The sequence below is a fragment of the Mesorhizobium sp. M1322 genome, assembly GCF_040318085.1.
GTDB lineage: Bacteria > Pseudomonadota > Alphaproteobacteria > Rhizobiales > Rhizobiaceae > Mesorhizobium.
The window spans coordinates 86,461-112,371 of the sequence record NZ_JAMYLP010000001.1 but is presented as its reverse complement, the minus strand read 5'-3'; the positions used below and the strand labels follow the sequence as shown (position 1 = coordinate 112,371).

Annotated in this window: 23 protein-coding genes and 1 pseudogene; 15 read left to right on the top strand and 9 right to left on the bottom strand. The window is 62.3% G+C overall.

What is annotated here, in order from left to right:
* Nucleotides 1-25: 25 nt before the first annotated feature.
* Both mutM and NKH12_RS00510 read right to left on the bottom strand, forming a co-directional pair.
* Nucleotides 26-934 (bottom strand): bifunctional DNA-formamidopyrimidine glycosylase/DNA-(apurinic or apyrimidinic site) lyase, encoded by a 909-nt coding sequence (gene mutM / locus NKH12_RS00515; protein ID WP_352951382.1) that lies wholly within the window; start codon nucleotides 932-934, stop codon nucleotides 26-28.
* Nucleotides 927-2,165, bottom strand: a complete 1,239-nt coding sequence (locus tag NKH12_RS00510; protein WP_352951381.1) for a phosphopentomutase — start codon at nucleotides 2,163-2,165, stop codon at nucleotides 927-929. The genes mutM and NKH12_RS00510 overlap by 8 nt, the downstream gene beginning before the upstream one ends.
* Nucleotides 2,166-2,291: 126 nt before the next feature.
* On the opposite strand from NKH12_RS00510, the pseudogene NKH12_RS30525 reads away from it, so the two are divergent.
* Nucleotides 2,292-2,658, top strand: a pseudogene (locus NKH12_RS30525) (PhnD/SsuA/transferrin family substrate-binding protein); the annotation flags it as partial.
* Between the two features lie 30 nt (nucleotides 2,659-2,688).
* On the opposite strand, the gene NKH12_RS00505 reads toward NKH12_RS30525, so the two are convergent.
* The 3 genes from NKH12_RS00505 to NKH12_RS00495 form a co-directional block, all read right to left on the bottom strand.
* The gene (locus NKH12_RS00505; RefSeq protein ID WP_352951380.1) at nucleotides 2,689-3,309 is read right to left on the bottom strand and encodes a TadE/TadG family type IV pilus assembly protein; all 621 of its coding nucleotides are present in this window, start codon (nucleotides 3,307-3,309) and stop codon (nucleotides 2,689-2,691) included.
* 39 nt (nucleotides 3,310-3,348) lie between these two features.
* Nucleotides 3,349-3,906 carry a TadE/TadG family type IV pilus assembly protein gene (locus NKH12_RS00500; RefSeq protein ID WP_352951379.1) on the bottom strand — a complete coding sequence of 186 codons (558 nt, stop codon included), beginning with the start codon at nucleotides 3,904-3,906 and terminating at the stop codon, nucleotides 3,349-3,351.
* Between the two features lie 152 nt (nucleotides 3,907-4,058).
* On the bottom strand, nucleotides 4,059-4,481 hold the full coding sequence (locus NKH12_RS00495; protein ID WP_352951378.1) for a pilus assembly protein N-terminal domain-containing protein: 423 nt from the start codon (nucleotides 4,479-4,481) through the stop codon (nucleotides 4,059-4,061).
* Nucleotides 4,482-4,834: 353 nt separating this feature from the next.
* Here NKH12_RS00495 and NKH12_RS00490 point away from each other — a divergent pair, with 353 nt between their 5' ends.
* The 9 genes from NKH12_RS00490 to NKH12_RS00450 all read left to right on the top strand — a co-directional run bounded on the left by NKH12_RS00490 (nucleotide 4,835) and on the right by NKH12_RS00450 (nucleotide 13,925).
* Entirely contained in the window at nucleotides 4,835-5,008 is a 174-nt protein-coding gene (locus NKH12_RS00490; RefSeq protein WP_292189552.1) for a Flp family type IVb pilin, read from the top strand.
* Between the two features lie 157 nt (nucleotides 5,009-5,165).
* A complete protein-coding gene (locus NKH12_RS00485) occupies nucleotides 5,166-5,684 on the top strand; it encodes an A24 family peptidase (RefSeq protein ID WP_352951377.1) in 519 nt (172 codons plus the stop codon).
* 224 nt (nucleotides 5,685-5,908) lie between these two features.
* Nucleotides 5,909-6,721: a Flp pilus assembly protein CpaB gene (gene cpaB, locus NKH12_RS00480; RefSeq protein ID WP_352951376.1), complete on the top strand. Its 813-nt coding sequence runs from the start codon at nucleotides 5,909-5,911 to the stop codon at nucleotides 6,719-6,721.
* Nucleotides 6,718-8,250 carry a type II and III secretion system protein family protein gene (locus NKH12_RS00475; protein WP_352951375.1) on the top strand — a complete coding sequence of 511 codons (1,533 nt, stop codon included), beginning with the start codon at nucleotides 6,718-6,720 and terminating at the stop codon, nucleotides 8,248-8,250. Before cpaB ends, NKH12_RS00475 begins: the two co-directional genes overlap by 4 nt.
* A gap of 14 nt (nucleotides 8,251-8,264) precedes the next feature.
* Nucleotides 8,265-9,005 carry a CpaD family pilus assembly protein gene (locus NKH12_RS00470; RefSeq protein WP_352951374.1) on the top strand — a complete coding sequence of 247 codons (741 nt, stop codon included), beginning with the start codon at nucleotides 8,265-8,267 and terminating at the stop codon, nucleotides 9,003-9,005.
* Nucleotides 9,006-9,031: 26 nt separating this feature from the next.
* Nucleotides 9,032-10,315 (top strand): CpaE/TadZ family protein, encoded by a 1,284-nt coding sequence (locus NKH12_RS00465; protein ID WP_352951373.1) that lies wholly within the window; start codon nucleotides 9,032-9,034, stop codon nucleotides 10,313-10,315.
* A gap of 29 nt (nucleotides 10,316-10,344) precedes the next feature.
* On the top strand, nucleotides 10,345-11,853 hold the full coding sequence (locus tag NKH12_RS00460) for a TadA family conjugal transfer-associated ATPase (RefSeq protein ID WP_352951372.1): 1,509 nt from the start codon (nucleotides 10,345-10,347) through the stop codon (nucleotides 11,851-11,853).
* Between the two features lie 29 nt (nucleotides 11,854-11,882).
* A complete protein-coding gene (locus tag NKH12_RS00455; RefSeq protein WP_352951371.1) occupies nucleotides 11,883-12,896 on the top strand; it encodes a type II secretion system F family protein in 1,014 nt (337 codons plus the stop codon).
* Between the two features lie 12 nt (nucleotides 12,897-12,908).
* Nucleotides 12,909-13,925: a type II secretion system F family protein gene (locus NKH12_RS00450; RefSeq protein WP_352951370.1), complete on the top strand. Its 1,017-nt coding sequence runs from the start codon at nucleotides 12,909-12,911 to the stop codon at nucleotides 13,923-13,925.
* A gap of 109 nt (nucleotides 13,926-14,034) precedes the next feature.
* Here the strand turns inward: NKH12_RS00450 and NKH12_RS00445 are convergent, their stop codons facing one another.
* Nucleotides 14,035-14,862, bottom strand: a complete 828-nt coding sequence (locus NKH12_RS00445) for a tetratricopeptide repeat protein (RefSeq protein WP_352951429.1) — start codon at nucleotides 14,860-14,862, stop codon at nucleotides 14,035-14,037.
* 122 nt (nucleotides 14,863-14,984) lie between these two features.
* Between NKH12_RS00445 and NKH12_RS00440 the strand changes: the two genes are divergently transcribed.
* The 5 genes from NKH12_RS00440 to pdeM all read left to right on the top strand — a co-directional run bounded on the left by NKH12_RS00440 (nucleotide 14,985) and on the right by pdeM (nucleotide 21,065).
* The gene (locus NKH12_RS00440; RefSeq protein ID WP_352951369.1) at nucleotides 14,985-16,349 is read left to right on the top strand and encodes a leucyl aminopeptidase family protein; all 1,365 of its coding nucleotides are present in this window, start codon (nucleotides 14,985-14,987) and stop codon (nucleotides 16,347-16,349) included.
* Nucleotides 16,350-16,419: 70 nt separating this feature from the next.
* The gene (locus NKH12_RS00435; protein WP_352951368.1) at nucleotides 16,420-16,770 is read left to right on the top strand and encodes a MarR family transcriptional regulator; all 351 of its coding nucleotides are present in this window, start codon (nucleotides 16,420-16,422) and stop codon (nucleotides 16,768-16,770) included.
* 97 nt (nucleotides 16,771-16,867) lie between these two features.
* Nucleotides 16,868-17,728 carry a C40 family peptidase gene (locus NKH12_RS00430; RefSeq protein ID WP_352951367.1) on the top strand — a complete coding sequence of 287 codons (861 nt, stop codon included), beginning with the start codon at nucleotides 16,868-16,870 and terminating at the stop codon, nucleotides 17,726-17,728.
* A gap of 101 nt (nucleotides 17,729-17,829) precedes the next feature.
* Nucleotides 17,830-20,352 carry a ligase-associated DNA damage response DEXH box helicase gene (locus NKH12_RS00425; protein ID WP_352951366.1) on the top strand — a complete coding sequence of 841 codons (2,523 nt, stop codon included), beginning with the start codon at nucleotides 17,830-17,832 and terminating at the stop codon, nucleotides 20,350-20,352.
* Nucleotides 20,349-21,065: a ligase-associated DNA damage response endonuclease PdeM gene (gene pdeM / locus NKH12_RS00420; RefSeq protein ID WP_352951365.1), complete on the top strand. Its 717-nt coding sequence runs from the start codon at nucleotides 20,349-20,351 to the stop codon at nucleotides 21,063-21,065. Before NKH12_RS00425 ends, pdeM begins: the two co-directional genes overlap by 4 nt.
* 6 nt (nucleotides 21,066-21,071) lie before the next feature.
* Here the strand turns inward: pdeM and NKH12_RS00415 are convergent, their stop codons facing one another.
* Genes NKH12_RS00415 through NKH12_RS00405 form a run of 3 tightly spaced genes read right to left on the bottom strand, consistent with a single transcriptional unit; the run spans nucleotide 21,072 to nucleotide 25,683 of the window.
* Nucleotides 21,072-22,007 (bottom strand): dimethyl sulfoxide reductase anchor subunit family protein, encoded by a 936-nt coding sequence (locus tag NKH12_RS00415; protein ID WP_352951364.1) that lies wholly within the window; start codon nucleotides 22,005-22,007, stop codon nucleotides 21,072-21,074.
* Nucleotides 22,008-22,018: 11 nt separating this feature from the next.
* Nucleotides 22,019-22,753 carry a 4Fe-4S dicluster domain-containing protein gene (locus NKH12_RS00410; protein ID WP_352951363.1) on the bottom strand — a complete coding sequence of 245 codons (735 nt, stop codon included), beginning with the start codon at nucleotides 22,751-22,753 and terminating at the stop codon, nucleotides 22,019-22,021.
* Nucleotides 22,750-25,683 carry a molybdopterin oxidoreductase family protein gene (locus NKH12_RS00405; protein ID WP_352951362.1) on the bottom strand — a complete coding sequence of 978 codons (2,934 nt, stop codon included), beginning with the start codon at nucleotides 25,681-25,683 and terminating at the stop codon, nucleotides 22,750-22,752. The genes NKH12_RS00410 and NKH12_RS00405 overlap by 4 nt, the downstream gene beginning before the upstream one ends.
* Nucleotides 25,684-25,911 lie beyond the last annotated feature (228 nt).

The following is a 25,911-nucleotide window of genomic DNA, read 5'->3' as shown; positions in this document are numbered from 1 at the left end:
CACCCAACTCACACCCGGCACTAGCTCACAACTGACAGGTCCGGCAATAGAAGGTGGAACGCCCGCTTTGCACGATGCGCTCTATATGGCCGCCGCAGCCGTGCTTGGAGCAGGGTTCGCCCTCGCGATCGTAGACCGCGAACGAATGCTGGAAATAGCCCAGAGACCCGTCGGTCTGCACATAGTCGCGCAGCGACGATCCGCCGGCGGCGATCGCATCGGCGATCACCGCGCGGATGGCTTCGGCCAGGGCGTCGCGCTGCTGTTTGGCCTTCTTTCCAGGCTTTGCGATGGAACCCGCCTCGCGCAACGGCGACAGACCGGCGCGCCACAGGGCCTCCGACACATAGATATTGCCGAGCCCGGCGATCAGCCGCTGATCGAGAAGTGCTGCCTTCAGCGACGACTTCCGGCCTTTCAGCAGCGAGGCGAGCAACTCGCCGTCCAACGCATTGCCTATCGGCTCGACGCCCAGCCCCGCCAGCATCGGATGCGTGTCGGGCGCCCCTTCGGAGAACAGCATGAAGCCGAAACGGCGCGGATCGTTGAAGGTCACGCGGGACCGGGCGCCTTCGGGAGAGACGATATGGAAGACGACATGGTCGTGTACCGCGCTCTTCGAACGCTCGTGATAAAGCGCACCCAACATTTCGCTGCTATCGGGCATTTTGCTGTCATCGGAGGTTTCGATGTGGAACGAACCCGACATGCCGAGATGGCAGATCAGCACCGGACCGCCTTCCAGATGCATCGTCAAATATTTGGCCCGGCGGCCGAGCGCTGTAATCGTCTTGCCGGTCAGCCTCTCCAAGAATTTTTCGGGAAACGGAAAGCGCAGGTCGGGCCGGCGTGCCTCGACGCGGGCGATGCGGGCCCCTTCCAGAACCGGCTGCAGACCCCGCCGCACCGTTTCGACCTCAGGCAACTCAGGCATGACCGCCTATCGTTGCATAGAAAGAGGTGCCGTGACGGCCGCGCGCCAGACCAAGATGCTCGGCGACGGTTTCTCCGATGTCGGCGAACGTCGTTCTGAGCCCAATGTCGCCGCCAAAACCTGGTCCGGTGCCGATCACCGGAATGCGTTCGCGTGTATGATCGGTGCCGTGCCAGGTCGGATCGTTGCCATGGTCGGCCGTGAGGATGAGAAGGTCGCCGTGCCTCAGCCGTGCAAGCGCCTCCGGCAGCCGCCGGTCGAAGGCCTCGAGCGCGGCGGCATAGCCGGCAACGTCGCGCCGATGACCGAACTCGGTGTCGAAATCGACGAAATTGGCGAAGACGAGATCGCCGTCGCCCGCGTCAGCCATCGCGCCGAGCGCCTTGTCGAACATCGCCATGTTGCCAGCGGCCTTGCGCATTTCCGAAATACCGCGATGGGCGAAGATGTCGCCGATCTTGCCGACCGCGATGACCCGGCTGCCGCGCGCCGTCAACCGGTCGAGCAGGGTCGGTTCAGGCGGCGGCACCGAATAGTCCCGGCGGTTGTGCGTCCGTTCAAAGCCGGCGGCGGTTTCTCCAATGAAAGGCCGCGCGATCACCCGTCCGATATTCAGCGGATCGACCAGCCTGCGCACCACCTTGCAGAATTCGTAGAGCCGTTCCAGGCCGAAGTGAACTTCATGCGCGGCGATCTGCAGGACGGAGTCAACCGAAGTGTAGCAGATCGGCTTGCCGGTGCGGATATGCTCCTCGCCGAAACGCTCGATGATCTCGGTGCCCGGAGCATGGCAATTGCCGAGAATCCCCGGCACCTCTCCTTCGCGAATGATCGCTTCGGTTAGTTCGGCTGGAAAGGCGGGAACCGTGTCCGGGAAATAGCCCCAGTCGAAGCGGACCGGCAAGGCGGCGATTTCCCAATGGCCTGATGGCGTGTCCTTGCCGCTCGAAATCTCCTGCGCCGCGCCATGGAAGGCGGAGGCGAGCTGGACCTTGCCGCCGCTGTCGATGCTGAATCCTGTCGCGGTTTTCGCCGCGTGGCCCAGGCCGAGCGAGAGCAGGTTGGGTACCAAAAGCGGGCCTTCGCGCAGCCCCTCGCGATCCGCCCGGCCTTCCGCGCAGGCTCTGGCGATGTGTCCGAACGTGTTGGAACCGGCGTCGCCATAGCGCTCGGCGTCAGCTGCGCCGCCGATGCCGAAGGAATCGAGAACAAAAAGGAAGGCGCGCGCCATTGCAGGGGTTCATTGTTATCGTTTGTCTGTCCGCCCAGACATAGGGGGCTGCGCCGCCATTGGCAATTCGGAAGCAGACGGCTTGGCGCGAGATGTGGCGAAATGCCGGCATCGGCGTGGATCGACGCTGAAACGATGCTGGTCAATGACGAGGCCGATGCCATGTTCGGCTTGACGCCGGCGGTGGCCGATGGCCAGCCGGATGTTCCGGGCGCACGGTCGCCAGGCTGGAAATGGCAGGGCTTTCGAAAGCAGCACTTCAGGTCGTGTGGACGTCCGGCCTGCTGCGGTATGGTCCCCATGCCGTCCGCAGCGATCTCGACCGCGAAGCCAAACGGCGGCTCCCGTGTTCCTCATGGATCTCAGATCGATGTCGCCGGATATTTACGATCTTCTGGAATCGAAACATTCCGGAGGCTTCGCCGTTGCTAGCCCGAAGGATTACGCGATGGCTGCAGCCATCGTGCGCCTGGTGTCAGGTAACGACCGATAGCAACGGCGATCGGAGTCGGGCGCGGTCGTTTCAGCAGGTGCTGCAGGGAATCGTCGGGCTCCTGCGGGGCCTGAGATAATAGGTTTCGCCCATCGATAGCGAGTCGAACGCCGAACTCAACCCAAGCCGCTTCTCACTGTCCACCGACCAGGTGATGATCGGCTGGTATGCGAGGTTACTTTCGACTCGAATGAGAAAGGTGCCCTTGATCTCGAGCGCCGGTGGAACCTTGGTAACGGAGTTTTTGGCGGCGGCGGCGCTGAAGGCGCCACTGACCATCTTGCGTGACCAAACGACCAGCACCCTCGGCGTCGTTTCGTCCGTGACCTGGATCGCGGTGATGATGATTTCCGGGGTCGATCGGTTGTACGGCCGAAGGGTGGAGTTGCCGATCTGCATGATCGCATCGAGATCGGCTGCCGTGATGGTCTGCTGCTGGGTAACGAGATCCGCCACCATGCTGCCGATGCGACTGACCTTTTTGCTGGTCTCGATGGCTTGCGAGGCTTCCATGGTCATGAAGTACATGATCAGCAGGACGGGCACGACGAAGGCAAACTCAACGGCCGCAACACCGCGGCGATCGCGCCAAAACCGGATGGCTTTCGTGCAGATCTCAGCGATTCCCATATGTGCCCCCGCACGCCCCATGCCCTCGGTCCTTTTTCCCACCCACGCAACCGTGCGTTTTCAGTTGTCGAATGGCTCGTTCTGCCAGGTCACCGATGCGAAATGCAGCGTGTTGCCGTCTTTCAGATTGGCCATCGACTTGGCCATGAAATCGGTCATGACGGGCCATTTGTAAAAAACCCGCAGCATGTTTATTGATTCAGCCAAGCCCGGGGATACCGTAAAAGCCGCGGGGCTCGTGCCGGTCAGCACGATTTCGCGGTCCTGTATCTTGAAGCCCGCCTGGGCCGCGGCGGCGAAGGTCGGATACTCGCGCAGGTCCACCTCCAATCCCGGGCAGTCCTTGGCGACCATGATCTCCAGCCGGCTGCAGATCATGGTCTTCAGCGTGGCCGCGGTCACATCGGCCTGCCTTACCTGGCCCGTCCGCAGCTGGCGCGCGACATCGTCGGTGATGTTGGCCATCACCTCTTGCCCGGCAAATGAAATGCAGCTCTCCAGTATGGCAAAGACGAGGAGTGCAAATGGCACCGCAAGCATCGCGAATTCCAAAGCCGTGCTGCCGCGCCGGTCGCCAAGGAAGCGCGCGGAAAAGCCTGCTGGTCCTGCTTTGATCATATCCTGTGCCTGCCGATCCTGAAGGGGTGTCGGAGGGAACATTAGCGCAAACCCATTGAAGTGCGGTTTGGATGATCGTTAAATTCGAGGGAGAGCTTTTAACAGGCTGATAACCGAAGCGACATTTCAGCGGGGTGAGAGCAATTCTCTCGTTACCGGCCGGCGCTCATCTCGGCTTCCGAGACCTTCTCCGCATCGCTTTTATACGAGCTTTCGCAATACGGCGTGCAGGACATGGTCTGTATTTCGGCACGCCGATAGATGCGCACCGACGACGCGTCCTGCCGCACGACGGTGATCTGCTCGTCGACGATCGGACGGCCCTCTTGATCGAGGACGACGAGGTTGGTGACGCCGAAGCCCTTGCCCGTCAGCACGATCGTCGAAGCATCCTGCACGGAGGCGTCGGCGATCGCCGGGTTGCCGACGACGATCGTATCGGCGGCGCGCGACAGTTTGACGATCTTCGCCTGGTTCATCGTGACCTCGATGCCGGCGCCAGCCTCGGCCGGCACGACAAAGGCGATGGCGGCAAGAAGCGCGGCAATCGGAAAGGACGATCTCGGCCCGGTCATTGAAGCGCTCCACGGCGGCAAACTGCTCAACGGAACATGAACGAGATTGGTGAACCAACGGTTAAGCGGAGGAGTTCCGTGATGATGTCGGGATCGGCATAGTGATCGCCTGGAGCGGGCCGCCCCTTTCCCAAATCGCTAGATTGCGCCTTTCGCGGCCTTGACGTACCTGTCGGGTCCATGGGCTTCACTTAGTTTACGGTTAACCACGCAATGTCATCGAAGCCGGAAAGGAATCGGTAAGGCTGTTTATTAAGCCGATCGAAAGAGCTTCTCCATAGATTAGCAACATCCGATCAGCCGCTAAGAGAAGTTGACGGAATTGCTGTAACATCTGGAGTAGGAGCTCTCGAATGTCTAATCTCATTGCACGTTTTGTGAAGGACGAATCCGGCGCGACCGCTATCGAATACGGTCTGATCGCCGCTCTCATCGCGCTCGCCATCATGGTCGGCGCCGGCTCGCTGGGCAACGCGCTGAACGCGAAGTTCAACGGGATCGCCACTACGCTCAACGGCGCCGGCTAATAGCCTCTGGTCGTTTTTCGGATCAAGGGCCGCCTCGTTGGCGGCCCTTGATCATTGTGTCAGGCGCTCCTGGATGATTTTGAAATTTCGGCCTCACCAATCGTTAATCGGATGTATCTAGGCTGGGGCCAGGTACAGTGATCATAGGCGCGCGCCGATGCTTGAAGCCCTGATCTTCGTCGTCTTTCCGTTCTGCATGCTCTTTGCCGCGATCTCCGACATGCTGTCGATGACGATCGCCAATCGCGTACCGGTGCTGCTTGTGGCCGTCTTCGCCCTGGTCGCGCCGCTGACGGGCATGGACTGGGCTACCTATGGCTGGCATTTCGCCGCCGCCGGCCTGGTTCTCGCCATAACATTCGCTCTGTTCGCGCTCGGCGGCATGGGAGGCGGCGACGCCAAGCTGCTGGCCGCCACCGCTATCTGGATGGGACTGAACATCCATCTCGTCGAATATCTCGTAACCTCGACATTGATCGGCGGCCTGCTGACGCTCGCCATCCTCGTCTATCGGAAATCGCCGCTTGCGGCCGTCACAAGCTATAATCCGTTTCTTCGCCACTTCGCCGACGAGACATCAGGCGTTCCCTATGGCATCGCGCTTGGCATTGGCGGCCTGCTCAGCTTTCCGAACTCGCCGTTGATGGCGTGGGCACTTGCAAGGCTGGCGGCCTAATTCTCGCCACCATTCTTCCCTCGTCAGACCAGCCTACCATTCCTTCGATTTGGCGTTGGAGCAGGCGGCGTGGCCGCCTTTTTTGCGGTCCGGACCGATGCCTCAAATTTATGTAAACCTTAAATTAATCACGATCGTAAGTATTAAATTAACCTTGTTTTGACGATTGCCGCTGCAAGGTCCGGCTTGGCTACGTGGTTTTTGCCAAGGCGAGGTTCGGACAGATGCCAGCATCCCGACTGATCATTCTAGGCGTGGCGGTGGCCGCGGCGGGTGGTGCAGGCTATGTTGCAAAAAATATGGTGGCGGCTCCGCCGCCTCAAATCGTCGATTCCGGCCCCAAGGCGCCCGCAATCGCGCTGCAGGACGTGCTTGTCCTGTCCGGCGACGTTCCGATGGGCAGCCCGCTCGAGAACAACACCAGCTGGCAGTCCTGGCCGGCCGACGGCATCAATGCGAATTTCATCACCCGCGCCGCGGAGCCCGATGCGCTTGAGAAGCTGAAAGGCGGCGTCGCCCGTGTGGCGATGTATGCCGGTGAGCCGTTGCGACGCTCCAAGTTGATCGGCGAGGGACAGAGCTTCATGTCGTCGATCCTGCCCTCCGGCATGCGGGCCGTCGCCACAGCCGTATCGGCCGACACTTCGGCCGGCGGCTTCATTCTTCCCAATGATTTCGTCGATGTCATCATGACCCGCAGAGCCGATGCCGCGGGCGGCGGCAGCGGTTTTACGACCGAAACCATCCTCAAGAACATTCGCGTCCTGGCAATCGACCAGACCATCCAGGAGGACGAGGAAGGCAAGAGGACCAGGGTCGGCCAGACCGCGACGCTGGAACTGACATCGCAGCAGGCGGAAATCATCACCGTCGCCCAGCAGATGGCGGATCGCCTGACATTGGCGCTGCGGTCGATCAGCGACACCCAGGAGAAGAATCTGGGCGAGGCCGATTATCTCGTTTCCGGCAATGGGCGGCGCGGAACAGTACGATTGATCAAGTCAGGCGAAGTTTCCGAAGTGGGGGCAAGGCAATGAGGCTAGACGCTAGACTGCCGGTCGCCCTGGCTGCGGCTATCGGCCTGTTCCTCCTTGGGATGAATGCGCAAGGCCCCGTCGAGGCGAATGCGGCAGGCAGAAAGGCCGAGGTGTCGGCTACGACCGCCACCCAGCGCGTCAAGCTCGGTCTCAACAAATCGGTGGTCATCGACCTGCCGAGCGATGCCTATGATATTCTCGTCGCCAACCCGGCGGTCGCCGATGCGGTGACCCGCACCGCCAGGCGCATTTATCTGTTCGGAAAGGCGGTGGGCGACACCAACATCTTCGTCTTCGGCCCCAATGGCGAACAGATCGTCAGCCTGGATCTGGCAGTCGAACGCGACGTTGCCGGACTGGAAGACTATATCAGGCGCTTCATACCGTCATCGACCATCACTGTCGAATTGCTGAACGACAACGTCGTCCTGACCGGAACCGTGGACACTCCCCTGGATGCCAAGCGCGCGGTCGATCTGGCCACCATCTTCGTGTCCGGCGGTGAAGCGACCACGGGACAATATTCGCAGACCGCCTCAGGTGGCTCGGCCGAAGCCGGTGTCGACATTGACAATCCGGATTCCGAGCGGCGCGTCAGCAAGATCGTCAACCTGCTGCAGATCATCGGCGACGACCAGGTGACGCTGAAGGTGACGGTGGCCGAAGTCAGCCGCTCGGTGATGAAGCAGCTTGGTGTCAACCTGATCGGAAACGGCGACAGTAATGGCATCAGTTGGGGGGCGATGGGCACCCCCGCATACGGGCTGGGAAAACCCCTGTCGCAATTTTCGGGACTTTCAATCGGCACCTCGGCGCTTCAAGCGTACATCAACGCCATGGAGCAAAGCGGTGTCATGAAGACGCTGGCCGAGCCGACACTGACAGCGGTCTCGGGCGAAAAAGCGACATTCAAGGTTGGTGGCGAATTCAATCTCGTCACAGGCCGAACAAGCACTGTTTCAAACGACAATCAAACGGGCCAGATTGTCTATGAGAAAGAACGCCTTGAATATGGAATTGGGCTCGAATTCCAGCCGGTCGTGCTCTCGGCGGGCCGCATCAGCCTTAAGGTGAGGACGTCGGTTTCGGAACCTACCACAGAAGGCGCCTCCGTGCTCGAAGGGGCTGGTGACTTGCCCGGCACCACTTTTCTGTCGATCCGCAGACGCTTGGCCGATACCACGGTGGAATTGCCCTCCGGCGGCTCCATGATGATCGCCGGTCTCGTTCGAGACGACATCCGGCAGGCGGTCGCGGGGCTGCCCGGGCTGACCAAGATACCGGTGCTCGGCACGCTGTTCCGCAGCCGGGACTTTGTCCGCAACGAGACCGAACTAGTCATCATCATCACGCCCTACCTGGTGAAGCCGGTGGCGCGCAATGCTCTTGCCAAACCGGACGACAATTTCAACGCCGCCAGCGATGGCGCCGGCATGTTCCTTGGCCGTGTCAATCGCGTCTACGGCACCATGCAGACCGACAAGCCCAACGGCCGTTATCACGGCGTTGTCGGCTTCATCTACAAATAATCGGGGAAGCGGACATGTCTCAATCAGCGTTGAAGGCAAGGACGATCACCGCAGCGATGCGGTCCGGCCGTTCGCGGATTTGCCGGCCGGCCATTCCGGTCCTGGCGGTTGCGGTCGCGGCATTGCTGGCGGGCTGCGCCAACCTCAAGCGGGACAGCATCACGGTCGGCGCTGTTCCGGACGACTATCGCACCACCCATCCGATCGTGATTGCGGAGAAAAACGAGAAGATCGATCTTCCGGTCGGCGCCGGCGATCGCGGCATGACCGGTTCTCAGCGCGACACGCTTCTGGGCTTCCTGGATGGATACGACAAAAGCGCCGCTCCGACCCTGACGATCTCGATCCCGAGCGGTTCGGCCAACGAGATCGCCGCGACCGCGGCCGGTCGCGATTTCGCCAGACTTGCGATTGCCAGCGGCATCAGCCGGAACAGGATCGTCATGACCACCTACCAGTCGGTTTCGGCCGAAGCGTCCGCGCCGATCCGCGTCGCCTATGTCTCGGTTAAGGCGCAGACCGACAGGTGCGGACGCTGGCCCGAAGACCTCCTGCAGACCTCGGAAAACAAGCACTATGCCGAATTCGGCTGCTCGTATCAGAACAATCTTGCCGCCCAGATGGCAAATCCGACCGATCTGATCGGGCCGCGTAAACAGACAACCATAGATGCCGAAAGGCGTGGGGTCGTCATTGATGGCTATCGAAACGCGCCATTCTATTCGCCGATCCCGGAAACAGAAGTCGACTACTGATCGATCGCAGGTTGGAGCACACGGACATGAGCAATCTAGCCTACGACACGGCTGTAGATGGCGGCGAAACCTCGCAGCAGGACATCGCCGCCATGCAGGCGTTGCGGCCGATTCCGCGCATCTCGATTCAGGCATTTTGCGAGACCGAGGGCGTTGCCAACCCGGTCGAGCGCGCCGGCGAGGATCGTCGCATGGCGAAGGCCCATCTGAAGGTCCATATGGGCGGCATCGCCACCGCCATCGAATTCTACCAATCGGCGCCGACACCGAACCTGATCCTGCTGGAATCGCGCAGCGAGCCGACGCAATTGCTCGAGCAGCTCACGCAGCTCTCCGAATATTGCGATCCGACCTCGAAGGTCGTGGTCATCGGCCACTACAATGACGTCGGGCTTTATCGCGAGCTCATCCGCTCCGGCATTTCCGAGTATGTCATCGCGCCGGTGTCGATGGCCGATATCGTCAGCGTGATATCGACGATTTTCGTTGATCCGGAAGCCGAGCCGATCGGCCGCTCGATCGCCTTCATCGGTGCCAAGGGTGGCGTCGGCTCCTCGACTATTGCCCACAATGTGGCTTGGGCGATGTCGTCGCTGTTCAAGTCCGAAGTGGTTGTCGCCGATCTCGACCTGGCTTTCGGAACGGCCAACATCAATTTCGATCAGGATCCCGCGCAAGGCATTGCCGAAGCCGTTTTCTCACCGGAGCGCCTCGACGAGGTCTATCTTGATCGGCTGCTTGCCCAGTGCGCCCAGCATCTGTCGCTGCTTGCAGCGCCTTCAACGCTCGAGCGGGTCTATGATTTCGATCCCGATGCATTCACGCAGCTTATCGACACGGCGCAGCGCAGCGTGCCGCTTCTGGTGCTCGATGTCCCGCACGTCTGGACGGGATGGACCAAGAACATACTGGTCAAGGCCGACGAGATCGTGATCACGGCGACGCCGGAGCTGGCCAATCTGCGCAACACCAAGAATCTGGTCGACATGTTCAAACGGCTTCGCCCGAACGATCCGCCGCCGAAGCTGATCATCAATCAGGCCGGCGTGCCAAAGCGTCCGGAGATTTCGTCATCCGACTTCGCCGATTCGCTCGGCCTGTCGCCGATGTCGGTCATTGCTTTCGAACCGTTGCTGTTCGGAAATGCCGCCAACAACGGGCGCATGCTCGGCGAAATGGATGCCAAGAACCCGGTTGTCGGCACGATCAACGAGATTGCCCATGTGCTGACCGGGCGCAGCGAAATCAAGGCAAGAAAGAAAGCGGGCCTCGGCAATTTCCTTGGCAAGCTCTCGCGCAGCAAGAAGTGATGCTTCCGGAGCGGAATTGGTAATCGATCATGTTTGGTAAAAGAGGCAGCGACGACGGCAGCCGGTTCACCCCGGAATTCCGTCAGCCGGCACCTGCGCCTGCCGCGCCGGCGGCAAACCCTGCGGAAACGGCGGTTCTTGCCAAGCCCGCACCGCCGCCGTCGCTTGGCGCGTCTGCCGCGCCGCCGCCCGTGCGCCGTGCGGTCGAGGCGCCGCAATTGGCGCCGGAGCCGAAAAAAGTTCAGCGCCAAAAGAGCGAAACCTACTACGACACCAAGAGCCAGGTCTTTGCCGCGCTCATCGACACCATCGACCTGTCGCAGCTCGCCAAGCTCGATCCCGAAAGCGCACGCGAGGAAATCCGCGACATCGTCAACGACATCATCGCGATCAAGAATTTCGCGATGTCGATTGCCGAGCAGGAAGAACTGCTCGAAGACATCTGCAATGACGTGCTGGGTTACGGGCCGCTGGAGCCATTGCTCGCCCGCGACGACATCGCTGACATCATGGTCAACGGTTCCAAGAACGTCTACATCGAGGTCAACGGCAAGGTCGAGCAGACCGGCATTCGTTTCCGCGATAACCAGCAGCTCCTCAACATCTGTCAGCGCATCGTCAGCCAGGTTGGCCGCCGCGTCGATGAATCGAGCCCGATCTGCGACGCGCGTCTTCCCGATGGTTCCCGCGTCAACGTCATCGCGCCGCCGCTCGCCATCGACGGCACCGCGCTCACCATCCGCAAGTTCAAGAAGGACAAGCTGACGCTCGATCAGCTGGTCAAGTTCGGCGCCATTTCGCCGCACGGCGCCGAAATTCTCAAGATCATTGGACGCGTCCGCTGCAACATCGTCATTTCGGGCGGCACCGGCTCGGGCAAGACGACGCTGCTCAACTGCCTGACCAACTATATCGACCGCGAGGAGCGCGTCATCACCTGCGAGGACTCGGCCGAGCTGCAACTGCAGCAGCCGCATGTCGTGCGTCTAGAAACCCGCCCGCCCAACCTCGAGGGCGAGGGCGAGGTGACGATGCGCGACCTGGTCAAGAACTGCCTGCGCATGCGGCCCGAGCGCATCATCGTCGGCGAAGTCCGCGGACCTGAAGTGTTCGATCTTCTGCAGGCGATGAACACCGGCCATGACGGCTCGATGGGCACGATCCACTCGAACAGCCCGCGCGAATGCCTAAACCGTATCGAATCGATGATCGCTATGGGCGGCTACACGCTGCCGCAGAAAACCGTGCGTGAGATCGTGGTTGGTTCGGTGGACGTGATCATCCAGGCTGCACGCCTGCGCGACGGATCACGTCGCATCACCCACATCACCGAGGTGATTGGAATGGAGGGCGACGTCATCATCACGCAGGACATCGTCCTCTACAACATAAAGGGCGAAGACGCGAACGGCAGGCTGCTGGGTGAGCACGTGTCGACAGGTATTGGTCGCCCGCACTTCTGGGAGCGCGCCCGCTATTATGGCGAGGAACAGCGCCTCGCCAATGCGCTCGAGGCGATGGAGAAACGCGCTGACTGATGTGTCTGGAGGCGTAGGGGCCGGAATCGATGTTCGGAATTGACGGCACCGTATTGGCATTCATCGTTCTCGCCGGCTTCAGCGCCGGCGCGGTCGCCTATGCTTTTCTGTTCAATCGCATCAGCACCGAGAAGCAAGTCGGCAGGCGGCTTGAAACGATCAAGACCGCCGAGACGGATGGTGCCGTCGTCAAGGCCTCGCGCGATCGCATGGCGGAAGCGGCCAAGCGGCGAAAATCGGTCCAGGATTCGCTGAAGGATCTCGAACAGAAGCAAAAAACCAACCAGAGCATCGTCAAAAAGCCGCCACTGAAGGCTCAGATCCGTCAGGCGGGCATGAAGGTCTCACTTGAGCGCTTCTATCTCTACTCGGCGGTTTGCGGCGTCGCCCTGACGTTTCTTGCCTATTTCATCGGCGCACCGTTGTATGTCTTGCCGGGTGCGCTGCTGGTCGGTGCTCTCGGCCTGCCACGCTGGTTCGTCTCGTTTTGCCGCGCCCGCCGGGTCAAGGCATTCCTTAACGAATTTCCGAACGCGCTCGACATCATCGTGCGTGCGGTCAAATCCGGCCTGCCGCTGAACGACGCCGTCCGCCTGATCGCCAATGAATCCCCTGAACCGGTCAAGACCGAGTTCCGCCGCATCGTCGATTCGCAGCAGATGGGCCTGTCGATCCCCGACGCCAGCATGCGCATGGCTGAGACAATGCCGTGCACGGAAGCAAGCTTCTTCGGTATCGTCATCCAGATCCAGTCCCAGGCCGGCGGCAATCTTTCCGAGGCGCTGGGCAATCTTTCGCGCGTGCTTCGCGATCGCAAGAAAATGAAGGCCAAGGTCCAGGCGCTGTCCATGGAAGCGAAGGCGTCCGCCGTGATCATCGGCGCGTTGCCTTTCGTCGTCGCCTTTCTCGTCTACCTGACAAGCCCGAACTACATCATGCCTCTGTTTACCACCAACGTCGGCAATCTGATCCTCGGCTGCTCGGCGGTCTGGATGGGGATCGGCATCCTGGTGATGCGCAAGATGATGAACTTCGAAGTTTAGGATTTCGAGCGCATGACTGAGAACGTCGTCAAAACCCTTACCGATCCGGCGTTTCTAATTGCCTTGCTGGTCGGCATCGCGGTGTTTGCAACCGTCTTCACGCTGCTGCCTGCCTTTGGCGGAAACCAGCTCAAGGCGCGCATGAAATCCGTGGCGCTGGAGCGCGACGAATTGCGCGCCAAGCAGCGTGCGCGGCTTGCCGTCGAGGCCGATCGCCGCCGCAAAGGCCTGCGCGAGGAACAGTCGATCGGCATGCGCAATATTGTCGACCGGCTGGATCTGAGGCGCGCCCTGGCCGACGAAGGCACCTTGCAGAAACTCAAGGTGGCTGGCTTTCGCGGGCAGAATCCGCTGACGCGTTTCCTTTTCTTCCGTCTGGTCCTGCCCTTTGTCGGCTTCGCCCTGGCTGCGATGTATCTGTTCGTGCTCGGGGGGTTGCCGGAGCAGCCGCCTCTCATCAAATTGTTCGTCTGTATCGTCGTGGCCTATGGCGGTTTTTACGCGCCGGTGCTCTATGTCAACAACCGCGCCACCAAGCGCAAGCAGTCGATCCAGATGGCGTGGCCGGACGCACTCGATCTGATGCTGATCTGCGTCGAATCCGGCATGTCGGTGGAGGCGGCGTTTCGCAAGGTCGCGGACGAGATCGGCGCGCAATCGGTGGCACTTGCCGAAGAGTTCATCCTGACCAATGCCGAGCTTTCCTACTTGCAGGAGCGCAAGCAGGCTTACGAAAACCTTGCAAGCCGCACCGGCCTGGAGTCGGTTAAGTCGGTGTCACAGGCGCTGGTCCAGGCCGAGCGCTACGGCACGCCGGTGGCGCACGCGCTGCGCGTGCTTGCCGGCGAAAGCCGCGACATGCGTATGAACGCCGCCGAAAAGAAAGCCGCGGCCTTGCCGCCGAAGCTCACCGTGCCGATGATCCTGTTCTTCCTGCCGGTGCTGTTCGCCATCATTCTAGGCCCCGCCGGCATCCAGGTGAGCCAGCGCGGCATCTTCGGCGACGAATCGACATCCAGCAGCCAATAGCCAAGGCGACAATAACTGCGAAAGCCGCGATGCTGATGCAGCGCGGCTTTTGTGTTTCCGGCATGTCGATGAATTGGGAACTGGCCGGTTCGAAGCAAGGCCGGCGCAGTCAGTTGGTGGCAGGCTTTGCCTTGTCCTTGTCCTGGTCCTTAAGCTGGCTCCAGGCGTTCTGCTGGGCGAGCATCTGGCGAAGGTAAGCCACGTTCGCCTGCGCCTGATCGGGCGAGAGCTCCTGCGAGGCGATCTTCTCGGCCTCGTCGAAGCGGCCCTGCAGGCCGACGACCAACGCCAGGTTCTGGCGGACGCGGCTGTCGGCGTTCGGCTGCTGGGCGGCCGAGCGCATATAGGTTTCGGCCGTGCGCAGATCACCTTCCAGCACATAGGACATGCCGAGATTTGAAAGGATCGAAGGTTCGTTCGGCTTGAGGTCAAGCGCCTTGCGGTAATTCTGCCGCGCCTCGTCTCTCTGGCCAAGCTGGTCGAGAATCGCGGCTTCCGCCGACACCAGCTTCCAGTCGGGATATTCCGGTGTCTGCGCGCGGCGCACCGCGTCGAGCGCCGGCTCGAACTGCCCGTTGGCGGCAAGTGCCTTGCCATAGGCGGCGAGCACGTCGCGGTCCTTCGGCAGGGCGATCGCCAGCTTGCGCATCACCGCGAGCGATTGGTCGGCGTCGCCATCCATTTGCAACGCCGCGGCATAATTCGTGGCGATCCGCTTGTCGTTGGGGTTCTTGGCGTAGGACTGACCGAGCGCGATCGTCGCCTTGTGCAACTCGCCGGCCGACATGGTTTCCAGGGGTTTGCCGCTGGTCCGTCCGATCGAGCCGGTTGTCAACTTGCTGGTCCCGCAGCCTGCAACGCTTGCAGCGAGCGCTATTATGAACGCCGTGGTTATCAGCCGCTTCCCCGTGGCGTTCGTCATGCGGTTGGTCGGCATCTGCACCAGGGCCTCCATTCGTAAACGTAGCCACTACGTGGCCATCTTCCCTCCCGCAGAAATATTCTGTTAACCCTAACGGACAGTTAAAAAGCGCCGACTCGGAAGCCGGAGACCATCGAATGCCAGTCGAACTCATCGAGAGAAAATTGAAGACCACGCTGCCGGTTCATCTGGTGGCGAAGGATAGACTGGATGCAGCGGGGCTTGCCTCGTCCTCGCTCGCCTGGGCCAAGGCCAACGGCTTTTCCGGTGAGGCCGGCAGTACGCTGATTCTACCGGATGAAAACGGTGCGCTTGCCGGAGCGCTGTTCGGCACGGGCGATGGCGAAGGCGCGCTTGCCATCGGCGCGCTGGCGAGAGCCTTGCCCGCAGGCGATTGGCATTTCGCCTCGGCACCCCCCGAACCGGAACTTGTGGCCGTCGCACTGGCGCTCGGTAGCTATATCTTCACCCGCTACGGCAAGAAGCCTGGCAAGGCGCTCCGTTTTTCGTTGCCGCCGGGCGCCGACGCTGCGCGTGTTCGCCGAACTGCCGATGGCGTCTTTCTGACGCGCGATCTGGTCAACACGCCGACCAGCGACATGGGACCGGACGAGTTGGAGAAGGCAGTTCGGACCCTTGCTAGGACGTACAAGGCCGAAGTGTCGGTGACCAAGGGCGACGACCTGCTTAAGAAGAATTTCCCGATGATCCATGCCGTCGGCCGCGCATCGGCCGGGGCGCCGCGCCTGATCGACATGATTTGGGGGCCGAAGAACGCCCCGGAGGTGACGCTGGTCGGCAAGGGCGTCTGCTTCGACACCGGCGGCCTCGACATCAAGCCGTCCTCGGGCATGCTCTTGATGAAGAAGGACATGGGTGGTGCCGCCAACGTCCTGGGCCTCGCCTCGATGATCATGGCCGCCGGGCTGAAGGTCCGGCTGCGTGTGCTGATCCCGGCGGTCGAGAATTCTATTGCTGGCAACGCCTTCCGGCCCGGCGACGTTCTGGTGAGCCGCAAGGGCATCACCGTCGAGATCGGCAACACCGACGCCGAGGGACGGCTGGTGCTGGCGGACGCCTTAGCACTGGCAGACGACGACGAGCCGCAGCTGCTGATCGACATGGCGACCTTGACGGGGGCTGCTCGCGTCGCGCTCGGTCCCGACCTGCCGCCTTTCTACACCGGCGACGAAATGTTGGCGTCCGACCTCGCTGCGGCCTCCGTCGCAGTCGAGGATCCTCTATGGCGCATGCCGCTGTGGAAACCCTATGACGCAAAGTTGTCGTCGAAAATCGCCGACATCAACAACGTCACGTCAGACGGTTTCGCCGGCTCGATCACCGCAGCGCTGTTCCTCAAGCGCTTCGTCGAGAAGACCGCCGCCTGGGCGCATTTCGACATCTTCGCCTGGAATCCGTCCGATCGTCCGTACGGTCTCGCCGGCGGCGAGGCGCAAGCCATCCGCGCGCTGGAAAGGGTCATCTCGAAACGCTACGCCTGACGGTTGCGGTCCGACAGGAAATTATCGAGACTGAAACGGAACCGAAACAATTTGCCGTCATTCTGGCCGGATGTCGATTTCGATGCGCCCGAGCCAGGCCTTGCGACTGTGGCAGCAGGTGATGCTGTCCCAGGTGCGCGCCGACGCGCCGGACCTCACCATGCGCCAGACGGCGATCCTGTTCACCATCTATCTCGACCCGCCACCGCACACGGTGCGCGGGCTAGCCTCCCGGCTCAACGTTACCAAGCCGGTGATCACCCGTGCGCTCGACACGATGGGAGCGCTGAAGCTGGTATCGCGCCATCGCGACGAGCTCGACAAGCGCAACGTGCTGGTCAAGCGAACTGTGGAAGGTGCTCTCTTTGTCGAGCGCTTCGGCGATGTTATCATAGCCAAGGCCCAGGAACTGCCCATTTAGAGCATGATCCCGAACCGTAGGTCAGCGAAGCAAAGGTTGGGAACCTGTTTTCGGAAGAGATCATGCTCAAACACCAGGATAGAGCCGAGTTGCCGATTTGACCGCCAGGGATGCCCGCCTTCACGCCTTCCGTTCCGATCTCGCCGACGTCAGGCTGAAAGGCGAGGTTGCCGCCGACCGGTTTGTCGCCGGCCGTCCAGCGCGTATCGCCGCTTCCGTTGCCGATGTCCGCAGGGCGCCGCGCCCGGATGCCGGCGTCAACACGCAGCTTCTGTTCGGCGACGACGTTCTCGTTTTCGAGGACGTTGAAGGCTGGGCCTGGATCCAGGCTGAACGCGACGGCTATGTCGGTTATGTCACTGAAACCGTGCTGGGCGGACGGGACCATGCACCCACGCATCTCATCTCGGTGCCGCGTACCTTCCTCTATCCGGGGCCGGATTTGCGGTTTCCGCCAAGCGGGCAGCTGTCGATGGGATCGGCGGTGACAGTGACGGACGTGGCCGAAACGCGCGGCACGCATTATGCGCTGCTGCCGTCCGGCGAGGCGCTCATATCGGGCCATTTGAGGCCCTTGAACAAACCAGCTGCCGATTACGTCGCGGTCGCGGAAACCTTTCTCGGCACGCCCTATCTGTGGGGCGGCGCCTCCGGTTTCGGCATCGATTGTTCCGGTCTCGTGCAATTGGCGATGCACATGGCCGGCAGGCAAGTGCTGCGCGATTCCGACATGCAGGCCGCGACCATCGGTGAGTCGCTCGAGCCCGGACCAAATTTTGCCGGGCTACGCCGCGGCGATCTGGTGTTCTGGAAAGGCCATGTCGCTGTTATGACCGATCCAGAAACCATGATTCATGCCAACGGCCATACCATGCTGGTCTCGCGTGAAGGGTTCAAGGACGCCCTTGCCCGCATCGGCTATCTTTATGGCGCGCCGACAGGGTTTCGTCGGCCGTAGCATCAGAGCCCAAGCTTCCCCACAAGAGGGAAGGAAAAAACCGATCACCTTTTGTTCCGATTCTTCTTGGCGATTTAGCCCCGCCGCGCTACCTCTGGCGGGTGACAGAGCAGCCGCGCCTCGCCGAACAGCATGACCCCGTGCGCTTGCCCGAACCATTCCTCAAATGGTTCGCGCAAAAGGGCTGGTCGCCGCGCGCCCATCAGATCGAATTGCTGGCGACGGCCCAAGCCGGGCAGTCGGTGCTGCTGATCGCGCCGACTGGCGCCGGCAAGACGCTGGCCGGGTTTCTGCCTTCACTGACCGAGCTGGCCGGTCGGCCAAGAAGAAAACCGGGGCAGGCGCATCGCGGCATCCACACGCTCTACATCTCGCCGTTGAAGGCGCTGGCCGTCGACATCGAGCGCAACCTCGGCAAGCCGGTGGAAGAGATCGGTCTGCCTGTCACCATCGAGACGCGCACTGGCGACACGCCGTCTCACAAGCGCCAGCGGCAAAAGCTGGTGCCGCCCGACATTCTCCTGACCACGCCCGAGCAATTGGCGCTGCTGATCGCGGCGCCCGACGCCGGGCGTTTCTTCGAGGATCTGCACTACGTCGTGCTCGACGAACTGCATTCTTTGGTGACGTCGAAGCGCGGGCATCTCCTGTCGCTCGGGCTGGCCCGGCTGCGCTCCTTTGTTCCCGGCTTGCAGACGATCGGCCTGTCGGCAACGGTCGCCGAGCCGGCCGAATTGCGGCGCTGGCTGGTCAGCCAGAATCCCCCGGGCGGCATGGCCGAATTGATCGTCGTGACGGGCGGCGCCAAGCCCGAGATCTCCATTCTCGATTCGGAAGAACGCGTGCCGTGGGCTGGACATTCGGCCCGCTACGCGACACCGGAGATCTATAGCGAGATCAAGCGACACAAGACGACCCTGCTGTTCGTCAACACACGCAGCCAGGCCGAGCTGCTGTTCCAGGAGTTGTGGCGGGTCAATGAGGACACTTTGCCGATCGCGCTGCATCACGGCTCTCTCGATGTCGCCCAGCGCCGGCGCGTCGAAAAAGCTATGGGCGAGAATGCCTTGCGCGCCATCGTCGCCACTTCGACGCTCGATCTCGGCATCGACTGGGGTGACGTCGACCTGGTCGTGCATGTCGGCGCGCCGAAGGGGGCGAGCCGGCTGGCGCAGCGTATCGGCCGCGCCAACCACCGCATGGATGAGCCATCGAAGGCGATCCTGATTCCGGCCAACCGCTTCGAGGTGCTGGAATGCCGGGCCGCGATCGACGCCAATTATCTCGGCGCCCAGGACACGCCGCCGCTGGTCAATGGCGGGCTCGACGTGCTGGCACAGCATGTTCTGGGTTGCGCCTGCGGCGCGCCCTTCCATGCCGATACGCTGTTCGAGGAAGTGCGAACGGCCGCGCCCTATGCCGGTCTCGATCGGCCGACATTCGACCGCGTCATCGATTTCGTCGCCACCGGCGGCTATGCGCTGAAGAACTATGAGCGCTACGCCCGCATCCGCCTGAACAAGGACGGGCTGTGGCGCGTGTCCAATCCTCGCATTGCCCAGCAATACCGGCTGAATGTCGGCACCATCATCGAGGTGCCCGCGCTCAACGTGCGTTATGTCCAGGCCGGCAGCAGAGGCTCTGCCTCGCGTGGTGGCCGGGTTCTCGGCAAGATCGAGGAGGCCTTCCTCGAAACGCTGACGCATGGCGATACCTTCATGTTCGCCGGCAAGGTGCTGCGCTTCGAGGGCATCCGCGAGAATGAGTGCTTTGTGTCCAATGCGCCCGGCAGCGACGCCAAGGTGCCTTATTATGGCGGCGGCAAATTCCCGCTTTCGACTTACCTCGCCGAACAGGTCCGCATTATGCTGGACGACCCGCAGCGGTGGAAGAAGTTGCCGGAGCAGGTCGCCGACTGGCTACGCTTCCAGGCGGACAAATCGGTGCTGCCGAAACGCGACGACCTGCTGATCGAGACCTTTCCGCGCGGCAACCGGCACTATTCGGTGGCCTATCCGTTCGAGGGTAGGCTGGCGCACCAGACGCTCGGCATGCTGCTCACCCGCCGGCTCGACAGGGCGGGAGCCAGGCCGCTCGGCTTCGTCGCCACCGACTATGCACTTGCCATATGGTCGCTCGCCGATATGGGCAGGATGTTCAGGGCGAAGAAGCCGTCGCTGGCCGCGCTTTTCGACCAGGACATGCTGGGCGACGATCTCGAAGCCTGGCTGGCCGACAGCTGGCTTTTGAAGCGCACCTTCCGCAATTGCGCGCTGATCTCGGGGCTGATCGAAAAACGTCATCCGGGCCAGGAGAAAAGCGGGCGTCAGGTCACGGTGTCGACCGACCTCATCTACGACGTTCTACGCAGCCATGAGCCCGACCACATCCTGCTGCAGGCGACGCGTGCCGACGCGGCCACGGGTCTGCTGGATGTCAGCAGACTTGCCGAGATGCTCTCGCGTATCCAGGGACGAATCGTGCATAAGAACCTCGAACAGATCTCGCCGCTCGCCGTGCCGATCATGCTTGAGATCGGCAAGATGCCGGTGCATGGCGAGGCCGATGATACGCTGCTGATGGATGCGGCAACACTGGTCGAGGAGGCCATGGGGACGAAATGACATTTGCGATCGCCATGACTGCGCCCTTGGCGGATGCCGATTCTATCGGCATCGCCGGCGAGCGCGTGATCTGCGATCGGCGCGGCGTGCTTTATTTTCCCGAACTTCGGCTGCTGACTGTCTCCGACCTGCATCTGGAAAAGGGCTCGTCGCTGGCACGGCGCGGCGCGCTGATCCCGCCTTACGATACCGGCGCGACATTGCTCCGATTGCAGGCGGTGATCGCCGACTACCAGCCTGCGATCGTCATCAGCCTGGGCGACAGCTTCCATGATGGCGGCGGCGCGGCGCGCATGCACTCAAGCTTTCGCGAACGGCTGGAGGCACTGATGGCCGGTCGCGACTGGTTCTGGGTTGCCGGCAATCATGATCCGGACGCGCCGGCCGACCTGCCCGGCGAGACGGTGCGCGAGCTGGCCATAGGCTCTCTCGTATTCCGACACGAGCCTTCGGCGGTGAGAGTGGAAGGCGAGATATCAGGCCATTTGCACCCTTGCGCTCGCATCGTGCAGCAAGGCCGCTCGGTGCGGCGGCGCTGCTTTGCCGGCGACGGCGGCCGCATGATCATGCCGGCCTTCGGCGCCTATACCGGCTCCCTCAATGTGCTCGACCGCGCCTATGCCGGGCTGTTCCGTCGCGAAACGCTGATGGCCTATATGCTTGGCACGGAACGGATTTTCGCGATTTCCCACGCAATGCTGCGGCCAGGCTGAGCTGCTCTACCTGCCATAGTAGAGGGTAACCGTGTGCTTCGCCTCGGCGAAGAACAGCCAGCGTTCGACCAGCATACCGGCGAATTGGGCGATTGCGGCGAGTGCCGACAGGACCGCCGCATAGGGCCATGGCAAGGCGAACGCGGCAGCCAGCAGCAAGACGGGCAGAGCGAACGCCAGCATTTGCGTGATCTGGCGCAGCCGCGCCTTGTGCTTGCGCGCGATGCGGAAGCCCATCTCCTTGAGCAGGTAGTTTTCCTCGGTGTGCGGCCACTCCAGCGACCGTACCGTACCGCCCGCAAGCCCGGTCGCGGTGTTGGCGGTTGTCGCAATTTCCAGCCTGTCATTGTATCGCCAGGTTGCCAGCTTCCAGCCCCAGCCGAGCACGGTCAGCAGCACGCAACCTGCCAGAGCGATGGTCGAGCCGATGGCGAAACCCTGCAGCAGCGCGTTGAGCAGTACGCTGCCGCTCATCGCCGAAAAGATCAGATAGCCGGGCAGAGTGAAGCGGCTGTGCCACTGGGCGATCGGCTTCAGCGATGCATAGATCATGCCGGTGGTGCAGACGGTGGCGACCGCGCCGGCCGCAGCCAGGAGCCCGGCGATGGCCACCCAGCCGTTTGTGCGGCCGAGGAACACCCAGCCGATGGCGAACAGTCCCGCCGGCACGAAGGTCGCGACCGACGCGACGCCTTCGCGTGACAGCCACGAACTGCGCCATTGCGAGAAGGCGCGCCAGGCACGTTCTGGTCGGCCGAGATGGCCGGCCGACGACAACAGGCCGGCCGAGATCAGGCCGAGCGCCAGCCCCATGCCGAGGAGGCCGAGCCAGAAACTGGGCGGGACAAGCCCCAGCCCGGCCAGTACGCCAAGCAGCGCGAGCAGGCCGTAACCGGCGCCCGTGGCGGTGGTGAAAAAGACGACGGAGAAGGCTGGATGCATGGAGGCGCTGATCAGTGCGAAAGCATGCGGTCGACCCAGCCGAGGAAACCGCCTTCGGCCCGCACCGGTTCGAGCGCCGGCGCCGGCACCGATGCGGCGCGTGTGGTATGGGCGCGCGGCGGCAAATATTTGTTGGTCGGGTGATAGCCGAGTTCTGGCATCAGGTCGACGCCGCCGCGCTCGGCCACCAGTTGCGAGATCGCCGACGCCGGGTCGCCGAGATCGCCGAAATGCCGTGCGCTGGTCGGGCAAGCGGCGACGCAGGCCGGCACCCGGTCTTCTTCCGCCAGATTGTCGTTGTAGATGCGGTCGACGCACAGCGTGCACTTCTTCATCACGCCGACATCGGTATCGAATTCGCGCGCGCCATAGGGGCAGGCCCAGCTGCACAATTTGCAGCCGATACACTTGTCCTCGTCGACCAGCACGATGCCGTCCGAAGCCCGTTTGTAGGAGGCGCCGGTCGGGCAGACGGTGACGCAGGCCGGAGTCTCGCAATGCAGGCAGGAGCGTGGGAAATTGACCGTGCGCCCGCCCATCTCGGTCATGTGCTCATAGCTGTGCACGCGGTTGAACCAGACCCCGTCGACATCGCCGCCATAGGGATCGATATCGGTCAGCGGCGCCATGTGACCGCCGGTGTTCCATTCCTTGCAGGCGGTAACGCAGGCCTGGCAACCGACGCAGGTGTCAAGGTCGATGACGAGGCCGAGCTTTTTGTCGGTATGGGCGGGGAGACAGGTCATGGTCTGGCGGCTTCTCTTTCCCGGCGAAACTCGGCGCCGAAACTGAGCTTGTCGGGCGAGGGTTCGAAATGCGGCGGCTGCCGGAAGCGCTCGAACTGCGGCTCGGTGAAGCCGGCTTCTTCAGCCGCGCATTTGACGATGCGGACGCGCAGGTCGAACCATGCCGCCTGGCCGGTCACCGGATCGGAATTCGAATAGCGCTTGCCATTGGCATCGGCAGAAGTCTGGTCGCCGATGATATGGTTGAGCAGAAAGCCGCGGTTGGATTCGGCGGCGTCGTCCTTCAGTCCCCAGCTGCCGCGTCGCTTGCCGATAGCGTTCCAGGTCCACACCGTGTCGACGTTTACCCCGTCGACCAGCTTGATCTGCCCCTTGACCTTGCCGTTGATGCTCTCGATCCACACCCAGTCGTCATCGACAAGGCCGAGGCCGGCTGCGGTCCGGTTGTGCACGAACAGCCGGTTCTGGCTGGTGATCTGCCGCAGCCACGCGTTCTGCGAACCCCAGGAGTGGTACATATGCATCGGCCGCTGCGTCAGCGCGTGCAGCGGGTATTTCTCGAGGTCGACAGCGGCCTCCTCGAAGGGCGCATACCAGAATGGCAGCGGATCCATATAGGTCTCGATGCGGCTGCGCTCCGCCTCCGGCGGCCGCACCCTACCATGGCCGCGCGCCGCAAGGCGAAAGCGCTGCATCGGCTCGGAATAGAGCTGGAAGACGATCGGCTCGGCCTTCGGGATAAAGCCCATATTCTCGGCGAAGTCGAGATAGGAGCGGTTGGCCATCTTGTAGTAGCGCTGGTCGTCCGCAAAATCATGGTGCCAGAAGCCGCCATTGTCGATGTAGCGCTGAAGCTGGTCGGGATTGGCGTCGCCCTTGCCGATCGAAGTCCCGTCCTTGCCGCGCCAGCCGGCGAGCGGGCCGATGCCCGGCGTGCGCTCATGGTTGACGATGTAATCGGCATAGTCGCGGTATTTGGCCGAGCCGTCGTCGTCGACGAAGCCGGGCAGGCCGAGCCGCGCGCCAAGCTCGATCAGCACAGTCTGGAACGGCCGCACGTCGCGGTCCGGCTCGACGACGGGATGGCGGATGGCGTCGCCTGGGCCGTCGGCATGGCTGATCGGCCGATCGAGCAGGCTGATGCAGTCGTGACGCTCGAGATAGGTGGTGTCGGGAAGCACGAGATCGGCGAACGGCACGGTCTCGGAATAATAGGCGTCGGAATAAATGATGAAGGGGATCTTGTAGTTTCCGGCCTCGTCGCTGTCGGTCAGCATCGCCATCGTCTCGATGGTGTTCATCGACGAGTTCCAGGCCATGTTGGACATGTACATCATCAGCGTGTCGATCGGATAGGGATCGCCGGCCCAGGCATTGCGGATGACCGTGTGCATGAGGCCGTGCGCGGCGAGTGGCGCGTCCCAGGAATAGGCCTTGTCGATGCGAATAGGCGTGCCGGCGTCGTCGACGAGCAGATCGTCCGGTCCGCAGACGAAACCGAGAGGCATGCCTTCGAGCGGCGTCATCGGCCTGACATCCTTGCCCGCCGGCTTCGGCACCGGCGGCGCCGACCGGGGATAGGGCGGCTTGAAGCGAAACCCGCCCGGCACGTCCACCGTGCCGAGAAGCACCTGGAGCAGGTGGATGGCGCGGCAGGTGTGAAGGCCGTTCGAATGGGCCGAGATGCCGCGCATCGCATGCATCGACACCGGCCGTCCCTTGATCGTCTCGTGCCGGCGGCCGGCCCAGTCGGTCCACGCTATCGGCAGTTCGATCGCCTGTTCGAAGGCGACATGCGCCAGTTCGGCGGCGATCCGGCGGATGGTGTCGGCGGCAACACCGCAGCGTTCGGCGACGGCATCGGGAGAATAGCTCTCCTGCAGATAGCGGTCGGCAACGAGCTGGAAGACCGGAACGCAGCGGCGGCCATCGACCTGGAAGTTGCCGGTCAGCGCCGGCTTTGCGTCGGTATCGGTGACGCTGACGGGCACTTTCGCCACCCTGTCCCAGGCCAGCGGATTGCCGTTACCGTCGCGTGCGAACAGCCCATCGTCGGCAGCATTCGGCTCCTGGATGACGAGGACATGAGCATTGGTGTAGCGCAGCAAATAATCGAGATCGACGCGGCCGGCCTTCAGCAGTTCATGGATGAGGGCTAACACGAACAGTCCGTCGGTACCGGGCCGGATGCCGATCCAGTCATCGGCAATGGCGTTGTAGCCGGTGCGGCACGGATTGATCGAGACCACCTTGGCCCCGCGCGCCTTGAGCTTGCCGAGACCGATCTTGATCGGATTGGAATCATGGTCCTCGGCAACGCCGAACAGCATGAAGTATCTCGTGTTGTCCCAGTCGGGTTCGCCGAACTCCCAGAACGAGCCGCCGATTGTATAGAGCCCGCCGGCCGCCATGTTGACCGAGCAGAAGCCGCCATGGGCGGCGAAATTCGGCGTGCCGAACTGCCTCGCCCACCAGCCGGTCAACGATTGCGACTGATCGCGCCCGGTGAAGAAGGCGAGTTTCTTCGGATCGGTCCGGCGGATTTTCGAAAGTCGTTCCGTCGCGATTGAGAAAGCCTCCTCCCACTCGATCTCACGAAATTCTCCCGAGCCGCGCGGACCTGTGCGCAGCAATGGTTTCTTCAACCGGGCCGGACTGTAGTGCTGCATGATGCCGGCACTGCCCTTGCCGCACAGCACGCCGCGATTGACCGGATGGTCCTTGTTGCCGTTGATGTAGCGGACCTTGCCGTCCTTGATGTGGACGTCGATGCCGCACCGGCAGGCGCACATGTAGCAGGTGGTCTTGGCGATGCTGTCGGAGACATCGGGCGAAGTATCGACGCCATCGCCCTCGTCGGGCGCGCGCGTGTCGGCAAGCGGCCGTTGGGACGGTGCGGAATTGGCGCCGCGCAGCGGTCCGTGGGTCATGATCCGGTGCTTTGGTGAGCCGTGAATTTGGCTTTCGTCTTCGGCCCGGGGCCGCGCATATAGTGCTCTTCCGGATGATAACGGTTGCCGGCAAGCCGACGCCGTAGACCGCGGGTCCAATAGGCAAACAAGGATTTGAACCGCCCGATCACTTTTCTACCCGCTGCAGGTTGGTCGCGATTTTTTTCCAACTTCGCCCGGAAAATTAGAACAAAGCAACCGATCCGT

Coding starts and splice junctions, on each gene's coding strand:
- mutM (WP_352951382.1), bottom strand. CDS start 934: ATGCCTGAGTTGCCTGAGGTCGAAACGGTGCGGCGGGGTCTGCAGCCG.
- NKH12_RS00510 (WP_352951381.1), bottom strand. CDS start 2,165: ATGGCGCGCGCCTTCCTTTTTGTTCTCGATTCCTTCGGCATCGGCGGC.
- NKH12_RS00505 (WP_352951380.1), bottom strand. CDS start 3,309: ATGGGGCGTGCGGGGGCACATATGGGAATCGCTGAGATCTGCACGAAA.
- NKH12_RS00500 (WP_352951379.1), bottom strand. CDS start 3,906: ATGATCAAAGCAGGACCAGCAGGCTTTTCCGCGCGCTTCCTTGGCGAC.
- NKH12_RS00495 (WP_352951378.1), bottom strand. CDS start 4,481: ATGACCGGGCCGAGATCGTCCTTTCCGATTGCCGCGCTTCTTGCCGCC.
- NKH12_RS00490 (WP_292189552.1), top strand. CDS start 4,835: ATGTCTAATCTCATTGCACGTTTTGTGAAGGACGAATCCGGCGCGACC.
- NKH12_RS00485 (WP_352951377.1), top strand. CDS start 5,166: ATGCTTGAAGCCCTGATCTTCGTCGTCTTTCCGTTCTGCATGCTCTTT.
- cpaB (WP_352951376.1), top strand. CDS start 5,909: ATGCCAGCATCCCGACTGATCATTCTAGGCGTGGCGGTGGCCGCGGCG.
- NKH12_RS00475 (WP_352951375.1), top strand. CDS start 6,718: ATGAGGCTAGACGCTAGACTGCCGGTCGCCCTGGCTGCGGCTATCGGC.
- NKH12_RS00470 (WP_352951374.1), top strand. CDS start 8,265: ATGTCTCAATCAGCGTTGAAGGCAAGGACGATCACCGCAGCGATGCGG.
- NKH12_RS00465 (WP_352951373.1), top strand. CDS start 9,032: ATGAGCAATCTAGCCTACGACACGGCTGTAGATGGCGGCGAAACCTCG.
- NKH12_RS00460 (WP_352951372.1), top strand. CDS start 10,345: ATGTTTGGTAAAAGAGGCAGCGACGACGGCAGCCGGTTCACCCCGGAA.
- NKH12_RS00455 (WP_352951371.1), top strand. CDS start 11,883: ATGTTCGGAATTGACGGCACCGTATTGGCATTCATCGTTCTCGCCGGC.
- NKH12_RS00450 (WP_352951370.1), top strand. CDS start 12,909: ATGACTGAGAACGTCGTCAAAACCCTTACCGATCCGGCGTTTCTAATT.
- NKH12_RS00445 (WP_352951429.1), bottom strand. CDS start 14,862: ATGCCGACCAACCGCATGACGAACGCCACGGGGAAGCGGCTGATAACC.
- NKH12_RS00440 (WP_352951369.1), top strand. CDS start 14,985: ATGCCAGTCGAACTCATCGAGAGAAAATTGAAGACCACGCTGCCGGTT.
- NKH12_RS00435 (WP_352951368.1), top strand. CDS start 16,420: ATGTCGATTTCGATGCGCCCGAGCCAGGCCTTGCGACTGTGGCAGCAG.
- pdeM (WP_352951365.1), top strand. CDS start 20,349: ATGACATTTGCGATCGCCATGACTGCGCCCTTGGCGGATGCCGATTCT.
- NKH12_RS00415 (WP_352951364.1), bottom strand. CDS start 22,007: ATGCATCCAGCCTTCTCCGTCGTCTTTTTCACCACCGCCACGGGCGCC.
- NKH12_RS00410 (WP_352951363.1), bottom strand. CDS start 22,753: ATGACCTGTCTCCCCGCCCATACCGACAAAAAGCTCGGCCTCGTCATC.
- NKH12_RS00405 (WP_352951362.1), bottom strand. CDS start 25,683: ATGACCCACGGACCGCTGCGCGGCGCCAATTCCGCACCGTCCCAACGG.